This is a genomic window from Xanthomonas sp. JL1 (assembly GCF_038405005.1).
The window spans coordinates 26,606-49,239 of sequence record NZ_JBBYGR010000056.1 but is presented as its reverse complement, the minus strand read 5'-3'; the positions used below and the strand labels follow the sequence as shown (position 1 = coordinate 49,239).

Here is a 22,634-nt window from a genome sequence, read left to right as displayed (position 1 = left end):
TGGTTCCCTGGCAGCAACTGCGCGTGCTGATCGCGCCGCACTCTCCGGTGTCGGGGCGGCCAGGGCGGCAGCCATACGCCCTGGCGACGATGTGGCGGATTCATCTGCTGCAGCAGTGGTATGCGTTGAGCGATCCGGCGATGGAAGAAGCGCTGCACGAGATTCCGACATTGCGGCGCTTTGCCCAGCTCGGTTGCTTGGACGACATTCCCGACGAGTCCACGATTCTCAACGTTCGACGCCTGCTGGAGACCCATGGCCTTGCCGCACGGATGCTGGAAGCGGTCAACGCGCATCTGGCGCGCAAGGGCCAGAGCTTGCGGTCCGGCACGATTGTCGATGCGAGACTGATCGCTGCGCCCAGTTCGACCAAGAACGCCCATCACGCGCGCGACACTGAGATGCATCAGACCAGGAAGCGCAATCAGTGGTATTTCGGGATGAAGGCGCACATCGGCGTGGATGCGTTTTCCGTGCGGGCGCACCATGTCCATGGCACAGCAGCCAATGTCGCCGATGTCACGGTGACGCACACCTTGCTGCATGGCAAAGAAGACCGCGTGTTCGGCGACAGCGGCTATACCGGCGCAGAAAAACGCGACGAACTGCGGGACTGCAAAGCAGCATCCTTCTTCGCCGCCAGGCCCTCGACGATCCAAGCCATCGGCAACAACCGCGAGCGTGCTCGGGAACAGCGTTGGGAACACGTCAAAGCCAGCGTGCGCGCGAAGGTGGAGCATCCATTCCGGGTGATCAAGCGCCGGTTCGGCTACACCAAGGTCCGCTATCGCGGACTGGCCGAGAACACGGCACACGTGCTGAGCTTGTTTGCGCTGTCAACCCTGTGGATGAAGCGAAAGCAGTTACTGCACGCCATGGAGAGCGTGCGCCTGTAAACCGGGGAATTCCCACGGAAAGCGCCAGAAGTGGCGAAATTCCGAAGATCCAAACGCTACTGTTCGGAACGATGCGACATCCCGCCCTTTCAGGCCTCGTTGTTCAGACCTTATCATAGAGGTCGTGGGCTCTTCCGATGGCACCTGGCAATCGGTCGCCCTGTGCTGCCGGTGAGAGCGCATCTGCCAGGCTGCGCTGGCCCCAGGCTGCTCCCAGACAGACACCCAACGATCGCGTTGGCCGGCATGGCACGCGTCGATGTTGATCTCATCGCGCTGCGCTGGCCGCGTGCCGGCAGAGGGGCCGCCTTGCTCGCGGTATCGGCGCGCGTGTTCAACGGTCGATCGAAGATGGCGGTGCTGATGCGCACGGCGCCCAGCGCGGCGGCATCGGCTGGCGGCGATGTTTGCCTGGGCTGCGTCATCCGCCTGGCTTGCGGTTGCAACCACGCATGGATTTGTGGGATGGCCGGGGTGCCGGCCGGATCGTCACGCACGATGCACATATCCATGTGGTCTGCCCACGCTGCGTTGCCGACCAACAGGCCGGCTGCCATCGCCGCCACAATGACCGTTTGCTTCCAGACCATCATCGTCGTGCTCCATGCCGTCAATGCGTGGCTGAGGCTAGCAGCCCGCTCGGCAGTATCAGGCCTCACTGCCGACCTGCTCGGACTCGATCCGGATGCTGTCCGGCAAGTGCAGAGCGATGCTGGAGCGCACCGGCGGCAATCCAGCGATTAGCCCCACCGCCAATCACCGTTTGCGTAGCGCACTAGCCGGCCGCCGTACTTCCTCTCGCACGCCATTGGCGTACTGCCGCACGCACGCGCTTGCCGTCTACCGCGCTGCCAGCACGGGCGGCGTAGTCGTGTGGCCGGGCTTGAACTTGGGACGCTGACGTTGCGCACGCGGCATGCGGGTCTGCCTGCACGAGGGCACGCTCGCTTGCGTTCAATAGCAGGATCGAGACGCCGGTGGCCGAGATCGAGCCGTTGATATCCAGCCAACAGCGATCGCCCTCGCAGAGAAGGAACCAGTCGGCAGGGGCGTGGTCGATGACGATCATGGTGCTGCGGTATGGCGTGGGGAGCGGTCTGATCGGGAAAGCCTCGTCGCGCCGGGGGGCGCTCCTACGAAAGCACATCTGCGGCGGCAGCGACGGCGATGTGTGGCGCGTGATGTGGTGGTTTGGCGTTATCGAGCCGGCTCTCATCGCGCCCGGGGTGCTCCTACAAAGCGCCTGGTGCGCGGTGGCGTGCGGGCGTGGGGTGCTTGCTCACCCACCAAAATCCCACTGCAGCCCCACCGTATAGGTACGATCCGGTCCTGGCTCGTAATAGCGGCCGTTGCCATCGTTGACGATGACCGAGCCCACGTACTGGCGGTCCAACACGTTGTCGACGCGTGCGAAGGTGCGCAATGCACCAAGTGTGGTGGTCCAGCGCCGGGAGGCTTCCAGATTGACCAGCGCGTCGCCGGGCGCACGCTCGGTGGCCAAGTCATTGACCACGGTGGCGCCGGAGGCCACCGATTCGGCGGCGAATCGCCACTGCGCCGGCTGCCATTGCCAACGCGCAAACAACTGCTGACGCGGCACGCCGGGCAGGCGCGCACCGTTGGCTACCGGTACCGTGGGCGTGGCGCAACCGCTGCTGGCACAGGTGAGGTAGCCATCGCGCACGGTGGCATCGACAAAGGTGTAGGCCAGCTGCAGCTGCTGGGTGGCGCCAATCGGCTGATGCCAGCTGAGCTCTGCGCCCTGGCGCCGCGTCGCGCGGATGTTGCGGTAGGTGCTGCGCCCATTCGTGTTGCTGGCCACCGCCAGTTCGTCGTCGGTGTCGGCGCGGAACAACGCAAACTCCACCGCTGCGCCGCTTTGCGCACGCCACTTGCTGCCGACCTCAACGTTGCGGCTTGTCGCCGCACCCAGGTCCAGCGCCAGGCCGGCACCACCATCGCTGCGGTAACCCAGTTCGTTGAAGGTAGGCGTTTCGAAGCCGCGTCCGAGCGAAGCGTAAAAGCGCAGATCCTCGTCGGCGCGGAACACGATGCCGGCCACCGGCGTGGTCGCCGAATACTCGCGCTGGCCGCTGTCGTCGGGGTTGCGGCCGACGGTGTAGTGGTCGTCCGACGCGAAACGCACGTCGCTATGGCGCACGCCCAGCAGCGCCGACCAGCGCTCGCTCCATTGCCACCACAGCTGCGCGAACTGGTCTACGTTCTGGACCTCATCGCGCTGGTTGCGGCGCAATGCGCCCTTGACGCCCAGTATGTCGCCGACGAAGTTTTCGTAACCGGTGCGGTGCTGGCGCTGACGGTCGACATTGGTGCCCACGGTCAGCTGCAACGGCCGGCCCAGCGCTTCGCCCTGCCAGGCCCAGCGCGCGTCGGCACCTTCGTAATTGCTGTCCAGATCGATCACCCCGCCCGAATGCAGCGGGTTGCGCTGCACCGCCAGCGGAATCGCCAGGAACTGCTCCACGCTGCGCTGGCCGTCATAGGCCATCAGGCGCAGTGCCTGGTTGTCGAATTGCTGGGTGAAGATGGCGCCGGCCTGCGACTGGCGCACCGACTTGCGGGTATTGAACTGGGTCGCCACGGAAGTGGCGTGCGCCGGGTCGGCATTGAACTGGGCGCGGGTGAGGCCGAGCGGGTCTTGGGCATCCGGCGCGTCCAGATAATTGAGCACCAGGTCCAGCCGGCTGCCTTCGGCCAGATCGAAGCCGAGCTTGGCATTGACCGAGTCGCGCTTGGCGCGGCTGTGGTCGCGGACGCCATCGGTTTCGAAATGATTAGCGGCCAGGTTGTAGTGCACCGCGCCCTGCTGGCCGAGCAACTGCGTGCCCACGTCGACGGTGGCGTTGCTGCCATAGGTGGCACGCAGCCGCCACGGGTCGTTTGGGGCGCCGTCGGCGCTCCACAGCTGCAGCACGCCGCCGGAGGAGTTGCCGTACAACGCCGAAAACGGCCCGCGCAGCACTTCCACCCGCTCGGCGCCCAGCACGTTGAAGTGCGACAGCTGGCCCTGGCCGTCGGGCATGCTGGCCGGAATGCCGTCGACCAGCAACCTCACGCCGCGCACGCCGAAGGTGGAGCGCGCGCCGAAGCCGCGGATCGACAGCTGCGTGTCCTGCGCATAGTTCTGGCGGTCGCGCGCCACCAGCCCGGGGATACCGTCCAGCAGCTCGGAGACCTGCGCGCCGCGGCGGTTGTCGTCGTCGGCCGACACCACGGTGAACGAGGCCGGCAGATCGAAGTCGTCCACCCCGCGCACGCGCGCAGCGTCCACCTGCACGGCGGGCAAGCGCTGGATCGGTGTGGATGCGGGTGGCGCCGGATCGGCGGCCAGCACGGGCGGCGTGGCGCTCGTGGCGAACAGGCCGCAGGCGGCGGCCAACACGGTGAGTCTGGACATGAGCGTAGTGTCCCTCATTACGTACTGTGAGCGCATTGTTGCGTACGGAACCAAGCATGCTACGCCGGCCATGGGCTGCTACGATGAAGTAGTTTGGCCCAGCAGCGGCCCTCACTCTTTCGTCCTTCAGCGAGTCATGCCGTGTCCTTCTTTGCAAACGTAGAACAGGTTCCAGGCGACCCCATTCTGGGCCTGACCGAGGCCTACAACGCCGATAGTCGCCCCAATAAGGTCAATCTGGGCGTCGGCATCTATTACGACGAAAACGGGCGCATCCCACTGTTGCGCGCCGTGCACAAGATCGAGCAGCAGCTCGCGCAGGACACCAAACCGCGCGGCTATTTGCCCATCGACGGCCTGGCCGCGTACGACAAAGCCACCCAGGAGCTGTTGTTCGGCGCCGAGTCGGCGCTGCTGGCGGCCGGCCGCGTGGCGACCTCGCAGACCGTCGGCGGCAGCGGCGCATTGCGCGTGGGCGCGGACCTGCTCAAGAAGCTGCTGCCCACCTCCACCATCGCCATCAGCAACCCCAGCTGGGAAAACCATCGCGCGGTGTTCGGCGCGGCCGGCTTCGAGGTGGTGGATTACACGTATTTCGATGCCGCCAGCCATGGCCTGAACTTCGACGGCATGCTCGCCGATCTGGCCAAGCTCGAACCGGGCACCGTGGTGCTGCTGCACGCCTGCTGCCACAACCCCACCGGCGCCGACCTGAGCAAAGAGCAATGGAAGCAGGTCGCCGGCCTGTTGAAGGAACGCAACCTGTTCCCGTTCGTCGACATCGCCTACCAGGGCTTCGACAAGGGCATCGAGGCCGATGCGCACGCGGTGCGTCTGCTCGCTGCCGAAGGTATCGACAGCTACGTGGTCGCCAGCTCCTACTCCAAGTCGTTCTCGCTGTATGGCGAGCGCGTGGGCGCGTTGTCGGTGGTCTCGGCCACCGCGGCCGAAGCCAAGGCCGTGCAGTCGCAGGTCAAGCGCATCATCCGTACGATCTACTCCAGCCCGTCCACGCACGGCGCCGCACTGGTGGCCGGCGTGCTGACCAGCCCGGAATTGCGGGATGTGTGGGAGCAGGAGCTCACCGAAATGCGCGAGCGCATCCACGCCCTGCGCGCGGGGCTGGTGGAAAAACTCGCCACGCTCGGCGCACCGGAGTTCGAGTTCATCCAGCGCCAGGCCGGCATGTTCTCGTACTCGGGCCTGACCAAGACCCAGATGGACCGCCTGCGCGACGAGTTCGCGATTTACGCCGTCGGCACCGGCCGCATCTGCGTAGCCGCACTGAGCCAGCGCAACCTGGACTACGTGGCCCAGGCTGTGGCGACTGTCAGCCGGATGTAAGTCCGGGCTCGCTGTCATCGGCTATATCGGCCGACGTTACCAAGCCGGGAGCGCGCAAGCCTCCCGGTTTTTTTGTGCTCGCTGTTGGTCTCCTGGCCCCGACCGTGCAGCGCGTATTCGATGCCGATTGGCGGACGTGACACGTGCTCAGCGCACGCGCCATCCGCACACATTCGATCACCGGCGATGCAAAACGCGCATCGAGTGATCGAAATCTAACGGCGCAATGGCGACAATGGCGGCTCACCTCCTATACAGGCTGCCCGTTCCCATGTCGCGTCCCTCGCTGACTCGCTTCCTGATCGAAGAGCAACACGCCGGCCGTATCGATGCGGAATTGCGCCAGCTGATCACTATCGTTTCGCGCGCCTGCAAGCGCATTTCGATTGCTGTGAGCAAGGGCGCCCTGGGCGGCGTGCTCGGCGATGCCGGCACCGGCAACGTGCAGGGCGAGGCGCAGAAGAAGCTCGACGTGCTCAGCAACGACATCCTGCTCGAAGCCAATGCCTGGGGCGGCCATCTGGCCGCCTGCGCGTCCGAAGAAATGGATCACAGCCAGCCGGTGCCCGAACAGTACCCCAGCGGCGATTTCCTGCTGCTGTTCGATCCGCTGGACGGCAGCTCCAACATCGACGTCAACGTCTCGGTGGGCACCATCTTCTCGGTGCTGCGCGCGCCCAAGGGCACCGAGAAGCCCGGCGACGAGCACTTCCTGCAGCCTGGCACCCAGCAGGTTGCCGCCGGCTACTGCATCTACGGCCCCAGCACGATGCTCGTGCTCACGCTCGGCCACGGCACCCACGCCTTCACCCTGGAGCGCGAGGAAGGCAGCTTCCTGCTGACCCAAGCCAACATGCGCGTGCCCGACGAGACCGCCGAATACGCCATCAACATGTCCAACCAACGCCACTGGGAACCGGCGATGCAGGCCTATGTGGGCGACTTGCTGGCCGGCAAGGACGGGGCGCGCGGCAAGGACTTCAACATGCGCTGGATCGCCAGCATGGTGGCCGACGTGCACCGCATCCTCACCCGCGGCGGCATCTTCATCTACCCCTGGGACAAGAAGGACCCATCCAAGCCGGGCAAGCTGCGCCTGATGTACGAAGCCAACCCGATGAGCATGCTGGTGGAACAGGCCGGCGGTGCCGCCACCACCGGGCGCGAACGCATTCTCGACATCCAACCAACACAGCTGCACCAGCGCGTGCCGGTGTTCCTGGGCTCGAAAAACGAAGTGGCCGCGGCGACGCGGTATCACCTGGATGCGGATAAGGCGTAGGGCTGCAGGTTCGATGTAGCGACAGCAGCGGTTTTTTTACCAGTGGATGACGTGCTGACGGGTCGCACCTTCCCGGCGTACGTCAAAGACGCTGGCGAAGGCAGACGACTCGTCGGACGCCACCTCAACCATTCGGCTGACCGAACTCGGTGCAACAGTTCCATTCGCCAAGTCGATCTTTCTTTACGTTGAGCGTGCCAATATTTCCATCGCTCCGATACACCGACGAGTAGATGGCGAATTGGTCGGCATCCGCTTGAGACACGGGCTGCTCTTGAATTCCGGGTGGTGCCACCGAGACGGGGCCGTTTACAGTATTGACTGTGTAGAGGTATGGAGCGCCTGTGGCGCGATCACCGATGCAGTGGCGTTTCCGACAAATCCCAAGAGCACCAAGCTGCTGAACATTGCGATCATCTTCATCATCAAACGCTCCGTTTCGATCCCCTGCTGCACAAGTGTCACTGCCTTCATGGCTGCCGTCAAACCTCAATCCAGGCGTTATTTGCGAAGGTCGAGCTTGATCGCATTAGATTGTGATGTCCGTGCATCCTGCGAACAGTCACGCGCGTTCATCGGAGCTCGAGCAGCACTGCGGCAGTCCAGGCGCCGGTCAGACCGCTGCGGCGGCTCGTAGAATCGGCGCATGCTCGCATTTGCTCAGGGCGCGTGGGAGTGGCTGGCCACCATTCCCCACATCGAAGCGCTCCTTCTCGCCGCCTATGTGCTGTACCTGCTGTGGATCGCGGGCTGGATCGTGCTGCAGAAGCGCGAACCGGTGGCCACGCTGAGCTGGGTGCTGTCGCTGGCGGCGCTGCCGTACCTTGGGCTGTTGATCTACTACTGGCTGGGCCCGCAAAAGGTCAAACGGCAGCGGCTGCGGCGCGGGCGCTCGCGCTCGGGCATGGAAAGCTACAGCAGCGTCTGCCCGCCGGATGCCGACTGCACCGAGCTGGCCAAAATCGCCCAATCCACCACCGGGCTGGCGCCCAGCAGCGCCACCGAAGTGCACTGGCTGGTGGATGGCGCGGCGACGTACGCCGCCATCATCGAGGCCATGCGCGGTGCGCGCGACCATATCCATCTGGAGTACTACATCTTCCAGCCCGACCATAGCGGCACCGCGATCTGCGCTGCGCTGATGGAACGTGCCCGCGCCGGGGTCAAGGTGCGGCTGCTGATGGATGCGATCGGCTCATCGGCAATGACCCGACGCGCCCTGCGCACGCTGCGCGAGGCCGGGGTGGAAACCGCCTGGTTCCATCCCTCGCAATTGCTCAAGCCGTTCAAGCGGCCGTGGTTGAACCTGCGCACCCACCGCAAGGTGATCGTCATCGATGGCCGGGTCGGCTTCACCGGCGGCATCAACGTCACCGACGACGAAAACGAGCAGGTGCGTCAAGATGCCTATCGCGATCTGCACGTGCGCTTGCAGGGCCATGTGGTGCGCAGCCTGCAGCTGGTGTTCCTGGAAGACTGGCTGTATGCCACCGGCCAGGGCCGCGCGGCCTTCCACGGCCAGCAGCTGTGGCCCGACGGTGTGCCCACCCGCGCACAAGGCACCGTAGAGGCGCAGGTGCTGGTGTCCGGGCCGGATTCGTCCTGGGAAGCGATTCACCGGCTGATGGTCGCAGCCATCCACGAAGCCAAGCACCGGGTATGGCTGGTCACCCCGTATTTCGTGCCCGGCGAAGCCGCGCGCATGGCGCTGACCTCGGCCGCGCTGGGCGGGTTGGACGTGCGCCTGCTGGTGCCGCGGGTGAGCGATTCGCGCCTGGTCACCTATGCGGCACGCTCGTATTTCGACGAGCTGCTGGAAGCCGGCGTGCGCATCTACGAATACGGCCCACGCATGCTGCACACCAAGGCGCTGCTGGCCGACGACGATGTCTGCATCGTCGGCAGCGCCAATTTCGACAGCCGCAGCTTCCGGCTCAATTTCGAATTGTCGATGCTGTTCCGCGACCAGGCGGTGGCGGCAGAGATGGCCGGGCTGATCGGCACGGACATGGCACAGGCCCAGGAGGTGCGCTTCGTGCGGCATCGGCCGTTATGGCGTTCACGCCTGCCGGAAGCGTTCGCACGGCTGTTGTCGCCGCTGCTCTGACCAACGGCGCGGCGCCCACGTGGAACCGTACCGTGCCCGACGCTACACTGCCGCCATTCAACGGGGAGCTCATCATGCACTGGCTATTTCTGCTTATGGCACTGGGTGCGCTGGTGCTGGCCTTCAGCACGCCGCACGTGTGGTTGCTGGTAGTTTCGCTGCTGGTGGCGTTGCTGCTACTGCTGCTGTGGACGCGCGGCTGGTTCGCCTCGCGCATGGACGACACCCAACGCGATACCCGCAGCATGATCGATCCGGCCGAGCTGCGCCGCCTGCGCGAACTGGCAGAAGCACGCAAGTCGGCCGCGCTGGCCGCTGCACGCGACAGCGAGCCGCAGGCCTGACAGCGACCGGATGACCACCCAACTCAGCGTCAACGTCAACAAGATCGCGGTGCTGCGCAATTCGCGCGGCGGCACCGATCCGGATGTGCTGCAGGCCGCACGCACCTGCATTGCCGCCGGTGCGCACGGCATCACCGTGCATCCGCGCCCGGACCAGCGGCATATCCGTGCCGGCGACGTGCTGGCGTTGAGTGCGTTGACGCGTGAGCATGCGGTGGAATTCAATATCGAAGGCAACCCATTCGCGCCGCCACGCGCGGGCTATCCGGGGTTGCTGGAATTGTGCCGGGCCACACGCCCAGAGCAGATCACGCTGGTACCGGATGGCGACGGGCAACTGACCTCCGACCACGGCTTTGATTTTGCACAGGACACCACGCAACTTGCCGAGCTGATCGCCGCGTTCAAGGCGGTTGGCAGCCGTGTCAGCCTGTTCGTGGATGCCGGCAACCCGGACATCGCCGGCGCTGCCGCACTGGGCGCAGATCGCGTCGAGTTGTACACCGGCCCGTATGCCCACGCACATGCCAGCGGGCAGACGGATACCGCTTTGGCGCTGTTCGCCGATGCCGGGCGGCGCGCCAGTGCCGCAGGCCTGGGTATCAATGCCGGACACGATTTGTCGCAAGCCAATCTCGGCGATTTTCTCGCCGCGGTGCCGGGTGTGCTCGAAGTCTCCATCGGCCACGCTCTGATAGGCGAAGCCTTGTACCAAGGATTGGAGGCGACGGTGCGCGCGTACGTCGACATTCTGCGAGGCAGCCAAGTTGGCGCTTGAGTTCATGCAGTAACGAAACAGCCTGCGCATACTTCATGCGCGCAGGCGAGCGGTTATTGCGCGCGTCCAATCACTGCGTCTGCATCTGCTGCGCCATCTGAGCGAATCAGGTCAGCGCTTTACAGCAGCTGTCGCTCGCGCTCAATCGCTACAGCGCAATCGGATCGCCATCGCTACGCCACAGGCGGGTTTACAAGCATCAAGACGCACACAACAGACATAAAAAAACGCCACCGTTTCCGGTGGCGTTGCAGTCGCGTCATGACTGTTGTGTTGCGGTCTTGCAGATACGTTTTTACTGCTGCATGAAGCCGATTTTCTTCATCTGCGCGTTCTTCGCAGCGGCCAGCACCTTGGCCATCACTTCGTACTCCGCATCCGGATTTGCATCGATGCGCAGTTCCGGCTGATTGGTCGGATCGGCCTGCACCACTTCTTCCATCTTCTGCTGCAACTGATCGACCGGGGTCGGGCTGTTGTTCCAGGACACCTGGTTGCTGGCGTCGATACGCAAGTCGATCGGCGGCGGCGGTTCGGTCGTCTGCGGTGGCGGGTTGAGCACCCGCTGCGGCAGATCCACGGCGATCGGGTAGGTCATGATCGGCGCGGTAACGATGAAGATGATCAGCAGCACCAGCATCACGTCCACGAGGGGCGTGACGTTGATGTCGGCCATCGGCCCACGGCTTCCACCAGTACTAAATGCCATGGCTTACTGCCCCTTCACTTTGGTTGCAACGAAACCGACGTCCAGCATGCCCTGACCCTGCGCGATCTTGGTGATCTCGTTGATCGTACGCATCTTGGTCGTGCGGTCGCCACGCAAATTGAGCGGCGGCTGCGGGGTCTGCTGTGCTGCGGTGGACAGGCGCGACTCCAAGGCTTCCTTGGAAATCGGCTCGTCGTTCCAGTACAGCGACCCATCTTCCTTGACGGCCAGAGTGATCGGCGCGGCGCGTTTCTCCGCATCTTCCTTCTGGATCAAGTTGGCCTGCGGCAGCTCCACCTTGACCTTATGGGACATCAGCGGCGCCGTAATGATGAAGATGATCAGCAGCACCAGCATGACGTCCACGAGGGGCGTCACATTGATGTCGGCCATCGGGCCACCGCTGTTTCCACTACTGAAGGCCATAACGGGCTCCGTCTAAATCGTTGCGAAGTCGTTCTTTACAACCGGATTAGCGAACGCGCGAACCGGTGGCGAAGAAGTCGTGCAGGTCGTGGGCGAAGGTGTCGAACTTGGCGATCACCGAGCTGTTGACCTTGGAGAAGAAGTTGAACGCGAACACGGCCGGGATCGCGACGAACAGACCGATTGCGGTCATGATCAGCGCTTCACCCACCGGGCCGGCAACGGCGTCGATGGAGGCCGAACCGGTTGCACCGATCTTGATCAGCGCACCGTAGATGCCCCACACGGTACCGAGCAGACCAACGAACGGCGCGGTTGCACCGACGGTCGCCAGCAGGGTCATGCCCGACTGCAGCTTGGTGCTTTCGCGGGTCACGGCCTGGCGCAAAGCGCGGTCGACGAACTCCGAACGGCTCAGGCTCTCGCCCAGGCCACCGGTGCTGCCTTCGGCGCGCTGGTGGTGCGCAGCAGCCTGGGCTGCGTCCAGCGCGATCTTGGAAAACGGCTCGGAAGCCGGCTGCTCTTCCATGGCGCGGATGGCGTCCTGTGCATTTGGGGCATCCCAGAACGCGGTAGTGACGCGGTCAGCCGCGCCCTTCAGACGGGTGGCGCGGAAGATGTTGATGACAGTCCAGTACCAGGAGGCAGCGGACATGGAGATCAGGGTGATCAGCACGACCCAAGACACGGCGAAGTCGCCGGGGCTGGAGGTCATTTCGGTGATCAAGTGCTCGAAGCCCATCTGCGACAGAGCGGCCGACGGATTGGAGCCCCCTGCAGCGGCGGCGATAAAGAATTCCTGCAGCATGACGCTTACCTTTGTTGTGTGTGGTGATGAAGGGTGGAGCGAAAGGAAGACAGGATCCTGGGCCGACCGTAGCCGGCCCGTGGATCAGTTCAGAGCAAAGTTGACCGGGACGCGGGCACGTCCGGCAGCTTTCTGCCCGTTGACAGTGGAGGCGTTGAACTTCCACTTGCGTGCTGCGTCCATCGCAGCACGGTCAAGGTCGCGGTTGCGGCTGGACTTTTCGACCGACACATTGGTCACGTTGCCGTTGGCGTCCACATCCACGATCAGGATGACCTCACCTTGGACACCGGCACGGAAGGCTGCCGGCGGGTATTTCGGCGGGTTCATGTTCTTGGACGAGATATCGACGCTGGCGCCAATGTCGCTGGGCTGAGCCGGGGGGGTCGGCGGGCTCGGCGGCGTGACGATATCGCTCGGACGCGGTTCGGGAACGTCGACCACCGGAGCTTCCGGCGGCGGCGGAACCGGTGACGGCTTCGGCGGCGACAGATTCTTGACCGGCGGCGGCGGCTTGTCTTCCGGGGGCGGCGGCGGCGGCGGCGGCGGGGGAGGAGGCGGTGCATCCACCAAGGTAACCATGGTGGTGCGCTCCTTCTCTGCCGGAGCCTTCGGCGCCACTGCAGGGATCAGCAACATCATCAGTGCAGTGAGGTGCAAAGCAATTACAAAAGCAATGCCGATAATGCGGGCCCAGCTCAGACCCTGGTTCCCGGCATCGTAGTCATGCCTGTGGATAACGAGTTGTTCCGTCATGCGCCAATGGCTCTTTCAGTGGGGGCCCCGGATCACTGTGATGATCCCCAGGTTTTTGGACGGCTTTGACACCGCATCAACCCCCAAGCTTATACCAATCCCGAGTCCTGTAACCACTAAAAACACAGGGATTTCGGGGGTTTATTTTCTTTTTTACTTCAGGTTGATGATCTTCTTGGCTTCTTCGGGTTTTTTAACGCCCTTGGCGATCGCCTGCTGTGCGGCCTGCTTGGCCTCCGGGATGCGACCTTCCGAGTGCAGCGCCTTGGCCAGATTCAAATACGTCTCGCCATCCTTGGAAAGCGGTGCGGCCTTCTGCCAGTTTTCGATCGCCTTCGGCACGTTGTCGCTGTAGTAATACGACTGTGCCAGCGCGAGGTATGTCTGATAATCGGGCTTGAGGATGCCTTTTTGCATACCCTCATTGATGACGGCGATGACGTCCTTTTCTTTGTTTTCGGTGTTGGCGTAGATGGAATACAACTGCTTGTATTCCTTTTCTTCGGTCAACTGCCCGGCAGCACGCAGCTTGTCCATCACGGCGGCGGCCTTGTCCATCTGGTCGGCCTGCATGTACATACTGGCCAGGTTGAGCTGGGCTTTCTTGTCGTTCGGCGTCTTGGCGGCGAGTGCCTCGGCGGCGGCGACGGCCTCACCGGTCTGGCCGGCTTCGGCGTAAGACGCCATCAGCAGCTGGTTCCAGGTGTCCTTGGGCTGGGGCGAAGCGGCAATGGCCTGCTTCAGCACCGGAATCGCTTCCTTGTAGCGTTCGGCCTGGTACAGCGCCTGGCCCTTGAGGATCAGATCTTCCGGACGCTGCGACTTGCTCTCTTCCAGATACTTGTCCAGCGTGGCCAGACCTTCGGCCTGCTGGTTGTCCTGCAGCTGCAACTGGGCCAGCATCAGCATCGACTGGAACTGGCCGTTGTTGTCCAGCGCGTTCAGACCGATGGCCTGCTGCAGATACTTCTTGGCAGCGGCAGTGTCGTCCAGGTTGTAGGCGGCCTGTGCAGCGAGCTGCGCGGCCAGCGCCTTGTCCGCTGCATTGGCAGCGCTATTGGCCAGGATCTCATCGGCCTGGGAGCGCACGCCCGGATAGTCCTCGCCCTTGTTGAAGGTTTCGATCAGCTTCTGCAGCTTGCTGCTCAACTTCGAGGACGGCTTGATCGTCGGTGCCTGACGGGTCGACTGCGGGTACAGCTCCTCGGCCTTGCCGCTTTTGGATTTGCGGCTGGCGCGTTCGGAAGAACGGTCCGACTGCGCGACCGCATCGGTGACGACAGCCCCACCCAGCGACGCGGCAATGAACAGGGACAACAGGGCTTGCTTGCGGTTGAGCAGTTTCATGTTTCACCTTGGACGATCCGCCGTCGGGCGGTACGAAAAGCGGAATAGGCGCTGTACGAAAAATCTCAGCCGGGAAACTTAGCAGAAAGTCTCAGTTCCCGAAAACGGTTTCCATGTAGTGTTGCGACGAACGGGAACGTGGAACCAACGTCTTAGCGCAGCTAACAGGCAGTCACCGGTCGCAGCGCCTGCGCCAGCAATGTAATGAGGCAGGCGTTGAATCCCGGTCAGCAAGCGCACTGATCGACAAAGGCCGCGCAGGTGCCGTTAGCGGCTCTAGCCGCAACGCGGCACTCGCCCGGCCCGCTTGGCTTGCTGGTAGACCGGTTCGAGCTGGCCAACGTCGGTCTGCAGCTCGCGGATGCGGTTGGCAGGATCGGGGTGGGTCGACAACCACTGGGGTTGGCGATTGCCGCTGACGGCCATCATGTTTTGCCACAGCGTGACCGCCTGCGCCGGATCGAACCCGGCCTGGGCCATCAGACGTTGGCCGACCACATCGGCTTCGCTTTCCTGGGCCCGCGAGCCGGGCAGCAGGAACACTGTCTGGGCGGTCATACCGCCAACCTGATTGACCGCACTGGCCACCCCGTCGCCATAGGCGGCACCGGCAAGCGCGCCGATGATGCCCAGGCCGGTCTGCGCGCCGAGTTGGCGAGTAATGCGTTCTTCGTGGTGACGCGAGATCACGTGCCCGATCTCGTGCCCGAGCACGGCGGCGAGCTGATCCTGGGTCTTGGCGACCGTAAAGATGCCGGTATTCACACCGACTTTGCCGCCGGGCAAGGCGAAGGCGTTGGCTTCGTCATCGACGAACAGCGCGGTTTCCCACTTGGTTTCGCGCCATTGTGGCGGCAGTTGCGCCACCAGCGAATTGACGACGCACTGCACGTAGGCGTTCTGCCTGACGTCGGTACTGACTTTTTCCTTGGCCTTGGTCTGCGCGAAAGATTGCGCGCCCAACTGGTCCAGTTGCTGTTGCGACACGCCACCCACCACCTGTCGGCGGCCGGTTGGCGACGTTGTGGTGGCACATGCCGTGAGTGCAAGCACGGCAAAAACAGTTAACAGCTTGGCTTTCATGCGATCGCCCCTAGAACCCTTGGGCCATTTTGGCAGGCTCGTCTGAACATTTCGTCAAACGGCCCCGTGCGCCGCCGACGCGCATGCGCTCGGTAGGGATTGGGACGCCGAGCGTGCGGGTCAATTCTGTGGGCAGGTACCGCGGCGCCACTGCGGCAAGACAGTCGCAGGTAGCCGCTAGTCGGCTCAACCAAGCCCGAAAAAGTACAACGCCGCCAGCGCGGTGGCGTTATTGATGCCATGCGCAGCAATCGATGCCCACAAGGTGCCGGTGCGCCAATACAGCCACGCGAACGCCGCGCCCATGCTGCCATACACCAGCCACAGCTGGGCGATGGCGGCAGGGCCGTTTCCGCTGATACCGGGCACTTCATGCACTAGGGCGAAAATTGCCCCACTCAGCACGATACCCAGCCATGGACGGCCGGCACTGAGCAGGCGCCCAAACAGCACGCGGCGGAACAGCAGCTCCTCGTAGGCCGGCGCGATCACCACGGCAAACAGCGTCAATGCCAGCGGCCATTGCTGGAGCGCTTCTTCCATCAACGGCAGGTTGGTCGGCACCGGTTTGATGCCCAGCGCCGTAGCCGTTACGCTGACCAGATTGCTAAGCAAGAACACGGCAGCGGCGATCAGCGCAGTCCAGCCCCAGGTGGAGGCGCGGCGCGCGGCAGCCCGCGAGGCGGTTTGTTCGGCAGCAGTGACGCGACGACGCCAGTAGTACAACAGCAACGCCGGCGTGGCCGTGCTGACCAGCGCGGTGACCAGCTGCACCAGCACACCGGGTTGGCCGATGGCGGCCATGACTTCGGAAGGCGAGGGCGTCAGGCCTTGCGCCTTGGCCGCCTGCACATCACGGAAGCCACGCACCGCGCCCCACAGCGCAAAGCCGGCCACACTCAAGCTCAGCAACAGGCCGGCGGCGATCAGCACATCGACCCAAAACCCCACGAGCACGGGCAGCAGCGGCGGCTTGCCGGCAACCGAGCGCGGTGCCGGGGGCGGTGGAAGATCTGTGCTCATCGTCGTCCTGCGAACACCGCACCGACCAGCACGCCGCGATCGCGATGTGCTGGTCGGGACTGGTGGCTCAGATATCCAGGTTGGACACCTTCAGCGCGTTGTCCTCGATGAAATCGCGGCGTGGTTCGACCACATCGCCCATCAGGGTGCTGAAGATCTGGTCGGCGGCCACCGCATCCTCGATCCGCACCTGCAACAGGCGACGGGTGTCGGGGTTGACGGTGGTTTCCCACAGCTGCTCGGCGTTCATTTCGCCCAGGCCCTTGAAGCGCTGGACCTGGCGGCCCTTCTTGGCCTCGTCCAGCAGCCAGGCGTGCGCCTGCGCGAAGCTGGTGATCGGGTGGCTCTTGTTGCCGCGCACGATCTGCGCGCCCTCACGCACCAGATCATGCAGGGCCAGCGATACCTCACGCAGCGGACGCAGCTCGCCGCTTTCGAACGCCCCCATCGGCAGCACCTGGGTGAATTCTTCGCCCATATGACGGCGGATCGCCACCAGCGTGGCAGGCGCGTTCTCGGTGGCCGGGTCGAAGCGCAACTGGTAGCGCGCGGTGCCCAGGGTGCCGCGATTGAGCACTGCCTGCAGCGCATCCAGGGCCGGATGCTGGTTGCCTTCGGCCTGCAGTGTTTCCACATCCAGCGGCGGCAGGTCGATCAATGCGGTCAGCAAAGCCGGGTCGTAGCGGTGCGCGGTGCGCGCAATCGCTTCGTTGGCGCTGGTGAACAGCATCAGTAGTTTTTCCAGCGCTTCGCCGGTGATCGGCGGCTCGTCGGTGGCCGGAATCAGCGCCGCACCTTCGACCGCATTGCTGGCCAGGTAGGCGTTGAGCGCGGCATCGTCCTTCAGATACAGCTCGCTCTTGCCCTGCTTGAGCTTGTACAGCGGCGGCAGGCCGATGTAGATGTAGCCGCGCTCGATCAGCTCCGGCATCTGCCGGTAGAAGAAGGTCAGCAACAGGGTACGGATGTGCGAGCCGTCGACGTCGGCGTCGGTCATCAGGATGATGCGGTGGTAGCGCAGTTTGTCCGGGTTGTACTCGTCGCGGCCGATGCCGGTGCCCAGTGCGGTGATCAGCGTGCCGACCTGGTCCGACGCCAGCATGCGGTCGAAGCGCGCACGTTCCACGTTGAGGATCTTGCCGCGCAACGGCAGCACCGCCTGGTTCTTGCGGTTGCGTCCCTGCTTGGCCGAGCCACCTGCCGAGTCACCCTCGACAATGAACAGTTCGGACAGCGCCGGATCTTTTTCTTGGCAGTCGGCCAGCTTGCCCGGCAGGCCGGCGATATCCAGCGCGCCCTTGCGGCGGGTGAGGTCGCGCGCCTTGCGCGCGGCTTCGCGCGCACGCGCGGCATCGACGATCTTGCCAGTGATGGCCTTGGCTTCGTTCGGGTTCTCTTGCAGGAACTCCTGCAAGCGCGCACCGAAGGCGTTTTCCACCGCCGGGCGCACGTCCGAGCTGACCAGCTTTTCCTTGGTCTGCGAGGAGAAGCTGGGGTCGGGCACTTTGACCGACAGCACTGCGATCATGCCTTCGCGCATGTCGTCACCGGTCAGCGCAACCTTGGCCTGCTTGGCGATGCCGTTCTGCTCGATGTAGGTGCCCAGCACGCGCGTCAGCGCGGCGCGGAAGCCGGCCAAGTGGGTGCCGCCATCCTTCTGCGGGATGTTGTTGGTGAAGCAGTACATGGTTTCCTGGTAGGCGTCGGTCCACTGCAGGGCCACGTCCACCACAATGCCATTGTGCTCGCCGGTCACCGAGATCACGTTCGGGTGCAGCGGCGACTTCAGCTGGGCAAGATGCTCCACGAAGCTGCGGATGCCGCCTTCGTAATGGAAATCGTCGCGACGGCCTTCGCCACGCTCGTCGATCAGGGTGATCTTGACGCCGGAATTGAGGAACGACAGCTCACGCAGGCGCCGCGCCAGGATGTCGTAGTGGAACTCGACGTCACTGAAGATGGCCGCGGACGGCTTGAAGCGCAGCGTGGTGCCGCGCTTGGTCGATGCTTCCAGCTGCTTGAGCGGGTACTGCGGCTCGCCCAGCGCATATTCCTGCTGGTAGTGGAAACCATCGCGCCAGATGTCCAGCCACAGGTGCTCGGACAGCGCGTTGACCACCGAAACGCCCACGCCATGCAGGCCGCCGGAGACCTTGTAGCTGTTGTCGTCGAACTTGCCGCCGGCATGCAGCACGGTGAGGATCACCTCGGCCGCGGACACGCCTTCTTCCTTGTGAATGTCGACCGGCACGCCGCGTCCGTTGTCTGACACCGCCACCGAGCCATCGACCAGGATTTTCGCTACGATGTCGTCGGCATGCCCGGCCAGGGCTTCGTCGACCGAGTTGTCGACCACCTCGAACACCATGTGATGCAGGCCGGTGCCGTCATGGACATCGCCGATGTACATGCCGGGGCGCTTGCGGACGGCTTCCAGGCCACGCAGCACGGTGATCTTGCTGGAGTCGTAAGTGCCGTTGGGTGTTGGCGGGGTGTTTTGTTCGTCGGTCATGCGCGTGCCGTTGGCTCCACAACACAGGCAAAGACGGCCGCAGCCGCTTCGCACCGTGGAAAAAGGGGGGATAGCGAAGCAAATTATACCAGTCGGCCTACCCGGGCCGTTGAGCTCAGTCCGAGGGGGCTTGCAGTGCGACCTGACCGTGTTCCACGTGGAACCGGTGCAATAGCGCACCGGCGTCCGCGAGCCCGGGCGGGATCTCGGTCGCGGTGATCAGCATCTGCGCTGGCGCCGAGACCAGCCGGTGCAGGACGCGCGCCTGGTGGTGCCGGTCCAGCTCCGAACCCAGGTCGTCCAGCGCGATCACCGGCCATTCGCTTCGCTCGAACGCAAAGTCTTCTGCTTGTGCAAGGAGGCAGGCGAGGGCAGTGAGCTTGGCTTGCCCGCGAGAAAGTGCATCTTTGCCAGGGAGCACGTCGAAGTGAGGCATCCAATCCGCGCGGTGTGGGCCTTGCGAGGTGTAACCGTTCTGGCGGTCGCGATCGCGGGCTAACAAAAGGGCATCGGCAAGCGAGACCTCGTGGCGTTTCCAGCCTGGGGCGAACGTCAACGCGGACAGCCCAAGCGACGGTGCGATCACGTCTGCCACCGGAATCAGCCGGTCCTGCAGGCGTTCCAGGTAGCGCATGCGCCGGGATGTCAGCGTTTCCCCGGATTCGGCGAGTTCATGATCCCAGGCATCCAGCATGCGCGGCTGCGCGCCTTGTTTGAGCAACGCATTGCGCTGTTTGAGCGCGCGCACGTAGCGACGCCACAAGGCGAGGAAGTCGGGTTCCACGTGGAACAGCCCCCAGTCCAGGAAGCGACGGCGGGGTTCACCACCGCCGCTGATCAACACGTGGCTGCCGGGCTCAAAGGTCACCACGGCCAACGCAGCACACAAAGACCCCAACTGTGCAACGTCTTCGCCATCCAGACGCCCCGTCCATTCCTGGCCGCTATGACGTAGGCCGGCGCGACGTGTCCGCTCGCCTGCAGCACTGCCGCCTTCTTTCCATTCCACGAAGACTTCAAGGTCGTTCGCGCCTTGTTGGATCAGGCCGTCACGGACGCGGCCACGGAAGCTGCGGCCATATGCCATCAGGTGCAGCGCCTCGAGCACGCTGGTCTTGCCTGCACCGTTGTCGCCGGTGAGCAGATTCAATGCACTGGCCGGATGTAGCTCGACGGTCTGGAACCGACGAAGCCGATGAATGGACAACCGCATTACATGCATTGATCGGTGTGCTCTGGCGTGTAATCCGGCATGCCGGTCGGCTCAAAGGATACGTGATCGGCATGAAACCCGCGCAGACATGCAAACGGACGGTCTCGGACAGGCAGGGGATAACGTGTGGATAAAACCAAGGCTCTGCGCCCGATGTCACCTTATCCACAGCTTGTAGGCTGACAAATAGGTCGATAAACACGGGCTTTCGAGGCCATAAATGACTTTAAAAACAACAACCTGATCTACTTTGCGGTGAAATCTGCCCCTACCATCACCTCCAAGCTCTTAAGGTATTTGTAGTTTTAAAAGCAACGCGTGATGTGCATAAGTCGGAAACAGGCTCAGAAAAGCCAATCAGATGTCTGCAAACCTTTCAGCTAGGCGTAATGGCAATTGGTCTTGCTCTGCCTTTCAACTAAAACCGTTCAGTTTCAGGGCTCAAGTGATGATTCAACCGGAATCAACAAAAGTGACTTGGTCTCATAAATGCCAAAGCGAGGCGCTCAGGAAAGAAGTAGCGCTTTGTCGTTCGAGAGGGTCCGCATGAACTCGCCATCTCAGCCGACCACGCGTGAGCCGGTGAGGTTGCCTGTGCGTTAAAACCAGGGCGGTCTCAAGAGTCAAGTGCAACACCTCGAGAGACCTGCTGTTAGCGCAACGTATGGACGGACAGCCCGGCAGGCCATTGATTGTGCAAAAGTTACGTGAGCCAGTGTTTTGACAGAAAACGCGGGTCTGCAGTCGAGAAAAGTGTTGCACTTGGAACTTGAGTCGGCCCAGGTGTCAGCCTCTGGATTCACCTCTCTGTCGGGACCTGCACAGGCCCGCCGATAAACCGATACGTATTCAGGATCCCCCCGAGTTCCGCGCAGAACGCGTCCACGACACCGGTCGCGCGCGGGGTCTATCCAGCAGGTCGATTCCCAAAAACTCGGCTTGCCGTCATCGGATAAGGGGCTGCCAATCCGGAGCCCCCGTCGGTATATGTGTGAGAGCCCGCCTGGCGCAGTGGGTCAAAAGCGACACCAGCGGCGTCAGCCGCTGAGTAACCTGAAATATCGCGCTGAAGATGCCGTTCCAACGCCTGAGCAACGGGCTTGCCGCTTCAGCTAGAACCGCTGCCCCCAGCGCGCCGACTTCCTCGCGTTGTGCGATCGCAGCTAGCAGGGTTACCCAAACAGACACAGCAAGCGGTTCAACAACCAATAAAAAGCCCGGCGTTCGCCGGGCTTCTCGTGTTCCACGTGGAACAAAGCGTCAGAGACGCAGCGGCATCACCACATGACGGGACTTCTCACTGCTGGCCTCGCGCACCAGCGCGGACGAATTCGCGTCTCGCAGCTGGATGACCACGTGCTCATCGCGCAATGCCGACAACGCATCGAGCAGATAGTTGACGTTGAAGCCAATCGCCAGGTCGTCGACCTTGGTGTCGGCCTCAATCTCTTCCTGCGCTTCTTCTTGCTCTGGGTTGTGCGCACTGATCTTCAATTGGCCTGGCGATACTTCCACGCGCACGCCACGGTACTTTTCGTTCGACAGGATGGCCGCGCGCTGAAGCGACGCACGCAGCGCCTCACGATCAACCTTGACCTCGCGATCGGCGCCAATCGGAATCACTGCCTCGTAGTCCGGGAAGCGGCCGTCGATCAGCTTGGAAGTGAAGGTTACATCGCCACGCTTGACGCGGATATGGCTACGGCCGACTTCCAATTCGACCTCACGGTCTGCGCCTTCCAGCAAACGCAGCAGCTCGGTCACGCCCTTACGCGGCACGATGATCTGACGCTTGGCGCCGCCAGCATTCTCAAGCTCCATCTCGCATAGCGCCAAACGGTGGCCGTCGGTGGCCACGCAGCGCAGCAAACCGTCGCGCAGGTCGAACAGCAGGCCGTTGAGGTAGTAGCGAACATCCTGCTGTGCCATCGCAAACGCCGTGCGTTCGATCAGCTCTTTGAGCCCGGCCTCGGGCACCACCACGCGCTCGGTCGCCTCGACTTCGTCCACGGACGGGAAGTCGTTCGCAGGCAGCGTCGCCAGCGTGAAACGGCTACGCCCGGCCTGAACTGTCACCTTGTCACCGGTCTGCGAAATGGTGACCCGGCTGCCGTCCGGCAGGGCGCGCAGGATGTCGAATAGCTTGCGGGCGGGAATGGTGGTTTCGCCGTCTTGCACGTCCTCCGCCATCGTGCGCGCGATCATTTCGACTTCCAGATCCGTGCCGGTCAACGAGACCTGTCCGTCCTTGACCTGCACCAGCAAGTTGGCCAGAACAGGCAGGGTTTGACGGCGTTCGACCACATTGACCACTTGGGCCAACGGTTTGAGGAAGGCTTCGCGCTGCAGTGTAAAACGCATGTGGTTCCGTGCCCCTATGCTTTAAAAGATTATGGAATAAATCAAAAGCTTGGTGGTGATGGTAGGGCCGTTTTCAGCGGATAACCGCCATAACTGTTTGTTTCCAAACACATTTCAGCGCCTGAAACGCTTGGGACTAGTGTGCCTGATCTGGTGGCAAAACCTGTGGATAGTTTTTCCATCGAACCGCCACGCAACGTTATCCACAGATTCTCCCGCATTTGACC

At 63.2% G+C, this 22,634-nt stretch carries 19 protein-coding genes and 1 pseudogene; 7 read left to right on the top strand and 13 right to left on the bottom strand.

Annotated elements, in window-relative coordinates:
* Both WJW29_RS13470 and WJW29_RS13465 read left to right on the top strand, forming a co-directional pair.
* Positions 1-896 (top strand): IS5-like element ISXoo7 family transposase (locus WJW29_RS13470; RefSeq protein ID WP_113013922.1); only part of this gene is annotated, 896 nt, incomplete at its 5' end.
* Between the two features lie 246 nt (positions 897-1,142).
* Positions 1,143-1,640: a hypothetical protein gene (locus WJW29_RS13465; RefSeq protein WP_153296734.1), complete on the top strand. Its 498-nt coding sequence runs from the start codon at positions 1,143-1,145 to the stop codon at positions 1,638-1,640.
* A gap of 31 nt (positions 1,641-1,671) precedes the next feature.
* Here the strand turns inward: WJW29_RS13465 and WJW29_RS13460 are convergent, their stop codons facing one another.
* Together WJW29_RS13460 and WJW29_RS13455 are read right to left on the bottom strand one after the other, a co-directional pair.
* Entirely contained in the window at positions 1,672-1,965 is a 294-nt protein-coding gene (locus tag WJW29_RS13460; protein WP_012443560.1) for a hypothetical protein, read from the bottom strand.
* Positions 1,966-2,175: 210 nt separating this feature from the next.
* The gene (locus WJW29_RS13455) at positions 2,176-4,314 is read right to left on the bottom strand and encodes a TonB-dependent receptor (RefSeq protein ID WP_011407169.1); all 2,139 of its coding nucleotides are present in this window, start codon (positions 4,312-4,314) and stop codon (positions 2,176-2,178) included.
* A 141-nt stretch (positions 4,315-4,455) separates the two neighbouring features.
* Here WJW29_RS13455 and WJW29_RS13450 point away from each other — a divergent pair, with 141 nt between their 5' ends.
* On the top strand, positions 4,456-5,658 hold the full coding sequence (locus tag WJW29_RS13450) for an amino acid aminotransferase (protein WP_011257021.1): 1,203 nt from the start codon (positions 4,456-4,458) through the stop codon (positions 5,656-5,658).
* 271 nt (positions 5,659-5,929) lie between these two features.
* Positions 5,930-6,940 carry a class 1 fructose-bisphosphatase gene (locus WJW29_RS13445; RefSeq protein ID WP_011257020.1) on the top strand — a complete coding sequence of 337 codons (1,011 nt, stop codon included), beginning with the start codon at positions 5,930-5,932 and terminating at the stop codon, positions 6,938-6,940.
* 39 nt (positions 6,941-6,979) lie between these two features.
* Here WJW29_RS13445 and WJW29_RS13440 read toward each other — a convergent pair.
* Positions 6,980-7,205: pseudogene (locus tag WJW29_RS13440) on the bottom strand (hypothetical protein); the annotation flags it as partial.
* Between the two features lie 381 nt (positions 7,206-7,586).
* On the opposite strand from WJW29_RS13440, the gene cls reads away from it, so the two are divergent.
* The 3 genes from cls (at position 7,587) to WJW29_RS13425 (ending at position 10,169) form a co-directional block, all read left to right on the top strand.
* The gene (gene cls / locus WJW29_RS13435) at positions 7,587-9,047 is read left to right on the top strand and encodes a cardiolipin synthase (RefSeq protein WP_011257019.1); all 1,461 of its coding nucleotides are present in this window, start codon (positions 7,587-7,589) and stop codon (positions 9,045-9,047) included.
* Positions 9,048-9,121: 74 nt separating this feature from the next.
* Positions 9,122-9,391 carry a hypothetical protein gene (locus tag WJW29_RS13430; RefSeq protein WP_019301610.1) on the top strand — a complete coding sequence of 90 codons (270 nt, stop codon included), beginning with the start codon at positions 9,122-9,124 and terminating at the stop codon, positions 9,389-9,391.
* Positions 9,392-9,401: 10 nt separating this feature from the next.
* Positions 9,402-10,169, top strand: a complete 768-nt coding sequence (locus tag WJW29_RS13425) for a pyridoxine 5'-phosphate synthase (RefSeq protein ID WP_011257017.1) — start codon at positions 9,402-9,404, stop codon at positions 10,167-10,169.
* A gap of 295 nt (positions 10,170-10,464) precedes the next feature.
* Here the strand turns inward: WJW29_RS13425 and WJW29_RS13420 are convergent, their stop codons facing one another.
* The 10 genes from WJW29_RS13420 to dnaN all read right to left on the bottom strand — a co-directional run bounded on the left by WJW29_RS13420 (position 10,465) and on the right by dnaN (position 22,407).
* Positions 10,465-10,878 (bottom strand): biopolymer transporter ExbD, encoded by a 414-nt coding sequence (locus WJW29_RS13420; protein WP_011257016.1) that lies wholly within the window; start codon positions 10,876-10,878, stop codon positions 10,465-10,467.
* 3 nt (positions 10,879-10,881) lie between these two features.
* Entirely contained in the window at positions 10,882-11,304 is a 423-nt protein-coding gene (locus tag WJW29_RS13415) for a biopolymer transporter ExbD (protein WP_010364790.1), read from the bottom strand.
* A 46-nt stretch (positions 11,305-11,350) separates the two neighbouring features.
* On the bottom strand, positions 11,351-12,112 hold the full coding sequence (gene exbB, locus WJW29_RS13410) for a TonB-system energizer ExbB (protein ID WP_011257015.1): 762 nt from the start codon (positions 12,110-12,112) through the stop codon (positions 11,351-11,353).
* Positions 12,113-12,196: 84 nt separating this feature from the next.
* On the bottom strand, positions 12,197-12,754 hold the full coding sequence (locus tag WJW29_RS13405; protein ID WP_075240306.1) for an energy transducer TonB: 558 nt from the start codon (positions 12,752-12,754) through the stop codon (positions 12,197-12,199).
* Between the two features lie 267 nt (positions 12,755-13,021).
* Positions 13,022-14,215, bottom strand: coding sequence for a tetratricopeptide repeat protein (locus tag WJW29_RS13400; RefSeq protein WP_011257013.1), 1,194 nt, complete (start codon positions 14,213-14,215; stop codon positions 13,022-13,024).
* A 276-nt stretch (positions 14,216-14,491) separates the two neighbouring features.
* On the bottom strand, positions 14,492-15,298 hold the full coding sequence (locus tag WJW29_RS13395; protein WP_011257012.1) for a M48 family metallopeptidase: 807 nt from the start codon (positions 15,296-15,298) through the stop codon (positions 14,492-14,494).
* A 186-nt stretch (positions 15,299-15,484) separates the two neighbouring features.
* Positions 15,485-16,321, bottom strand: a complete 837-nt coding sequence (locus tag WJW29_RS13390; protein WP_011257011.1) for a CPBP family intramembrane glutamic endopeptidase — start codon at positions 16,319-16,321, stop codon at positions 15,485-15,487.
* Positions 16,322-16,388: 67 nt separating this feature from the next.
* Positions 16,389-18,833, bottom strand: a complete 2,445-nt coding sequence (gene gyrB, locus WJW29_RS13385) for a DNA topoisomerase (ATP-hydrolyzing) subunit B (RefSeq protein WP_041181892.1) — start codon at positions 18,831-18,833, stop codon at positions 16,389-16,391.
* A 115-nt stretch (positions 18,834-18,948) separates the two neighbouring features.
* Positions 18,949-20,055, bottom strand: a complete 1,107-nt coding sequence (gene recF / locus WJW29_RS13380) for a DNA replication/repair protein RecF (RefSeq protein ID WP_011257009.1) — start codon at positions 20,053-20,055, stop codon at positions 18,949-18,951.
* Between the two features lie 1,251 nt (positions 20,056-21,306).
* The gene (dnaN, locus tag WJW29_RS13375; protein WP_011257008.1) at positions 21,307-22,407 is read right to left on the bottom strand and encodes a DNA polymerase III subunit beta; all 1,101 of its coding nucleotides are present in this window, start codon (positions 22,405-22,407) and stop codon (positions 21,307-21,309) included.
* Between the last annotated feature and the right edge of the window lie 227 nt (positions 22,408-22,634).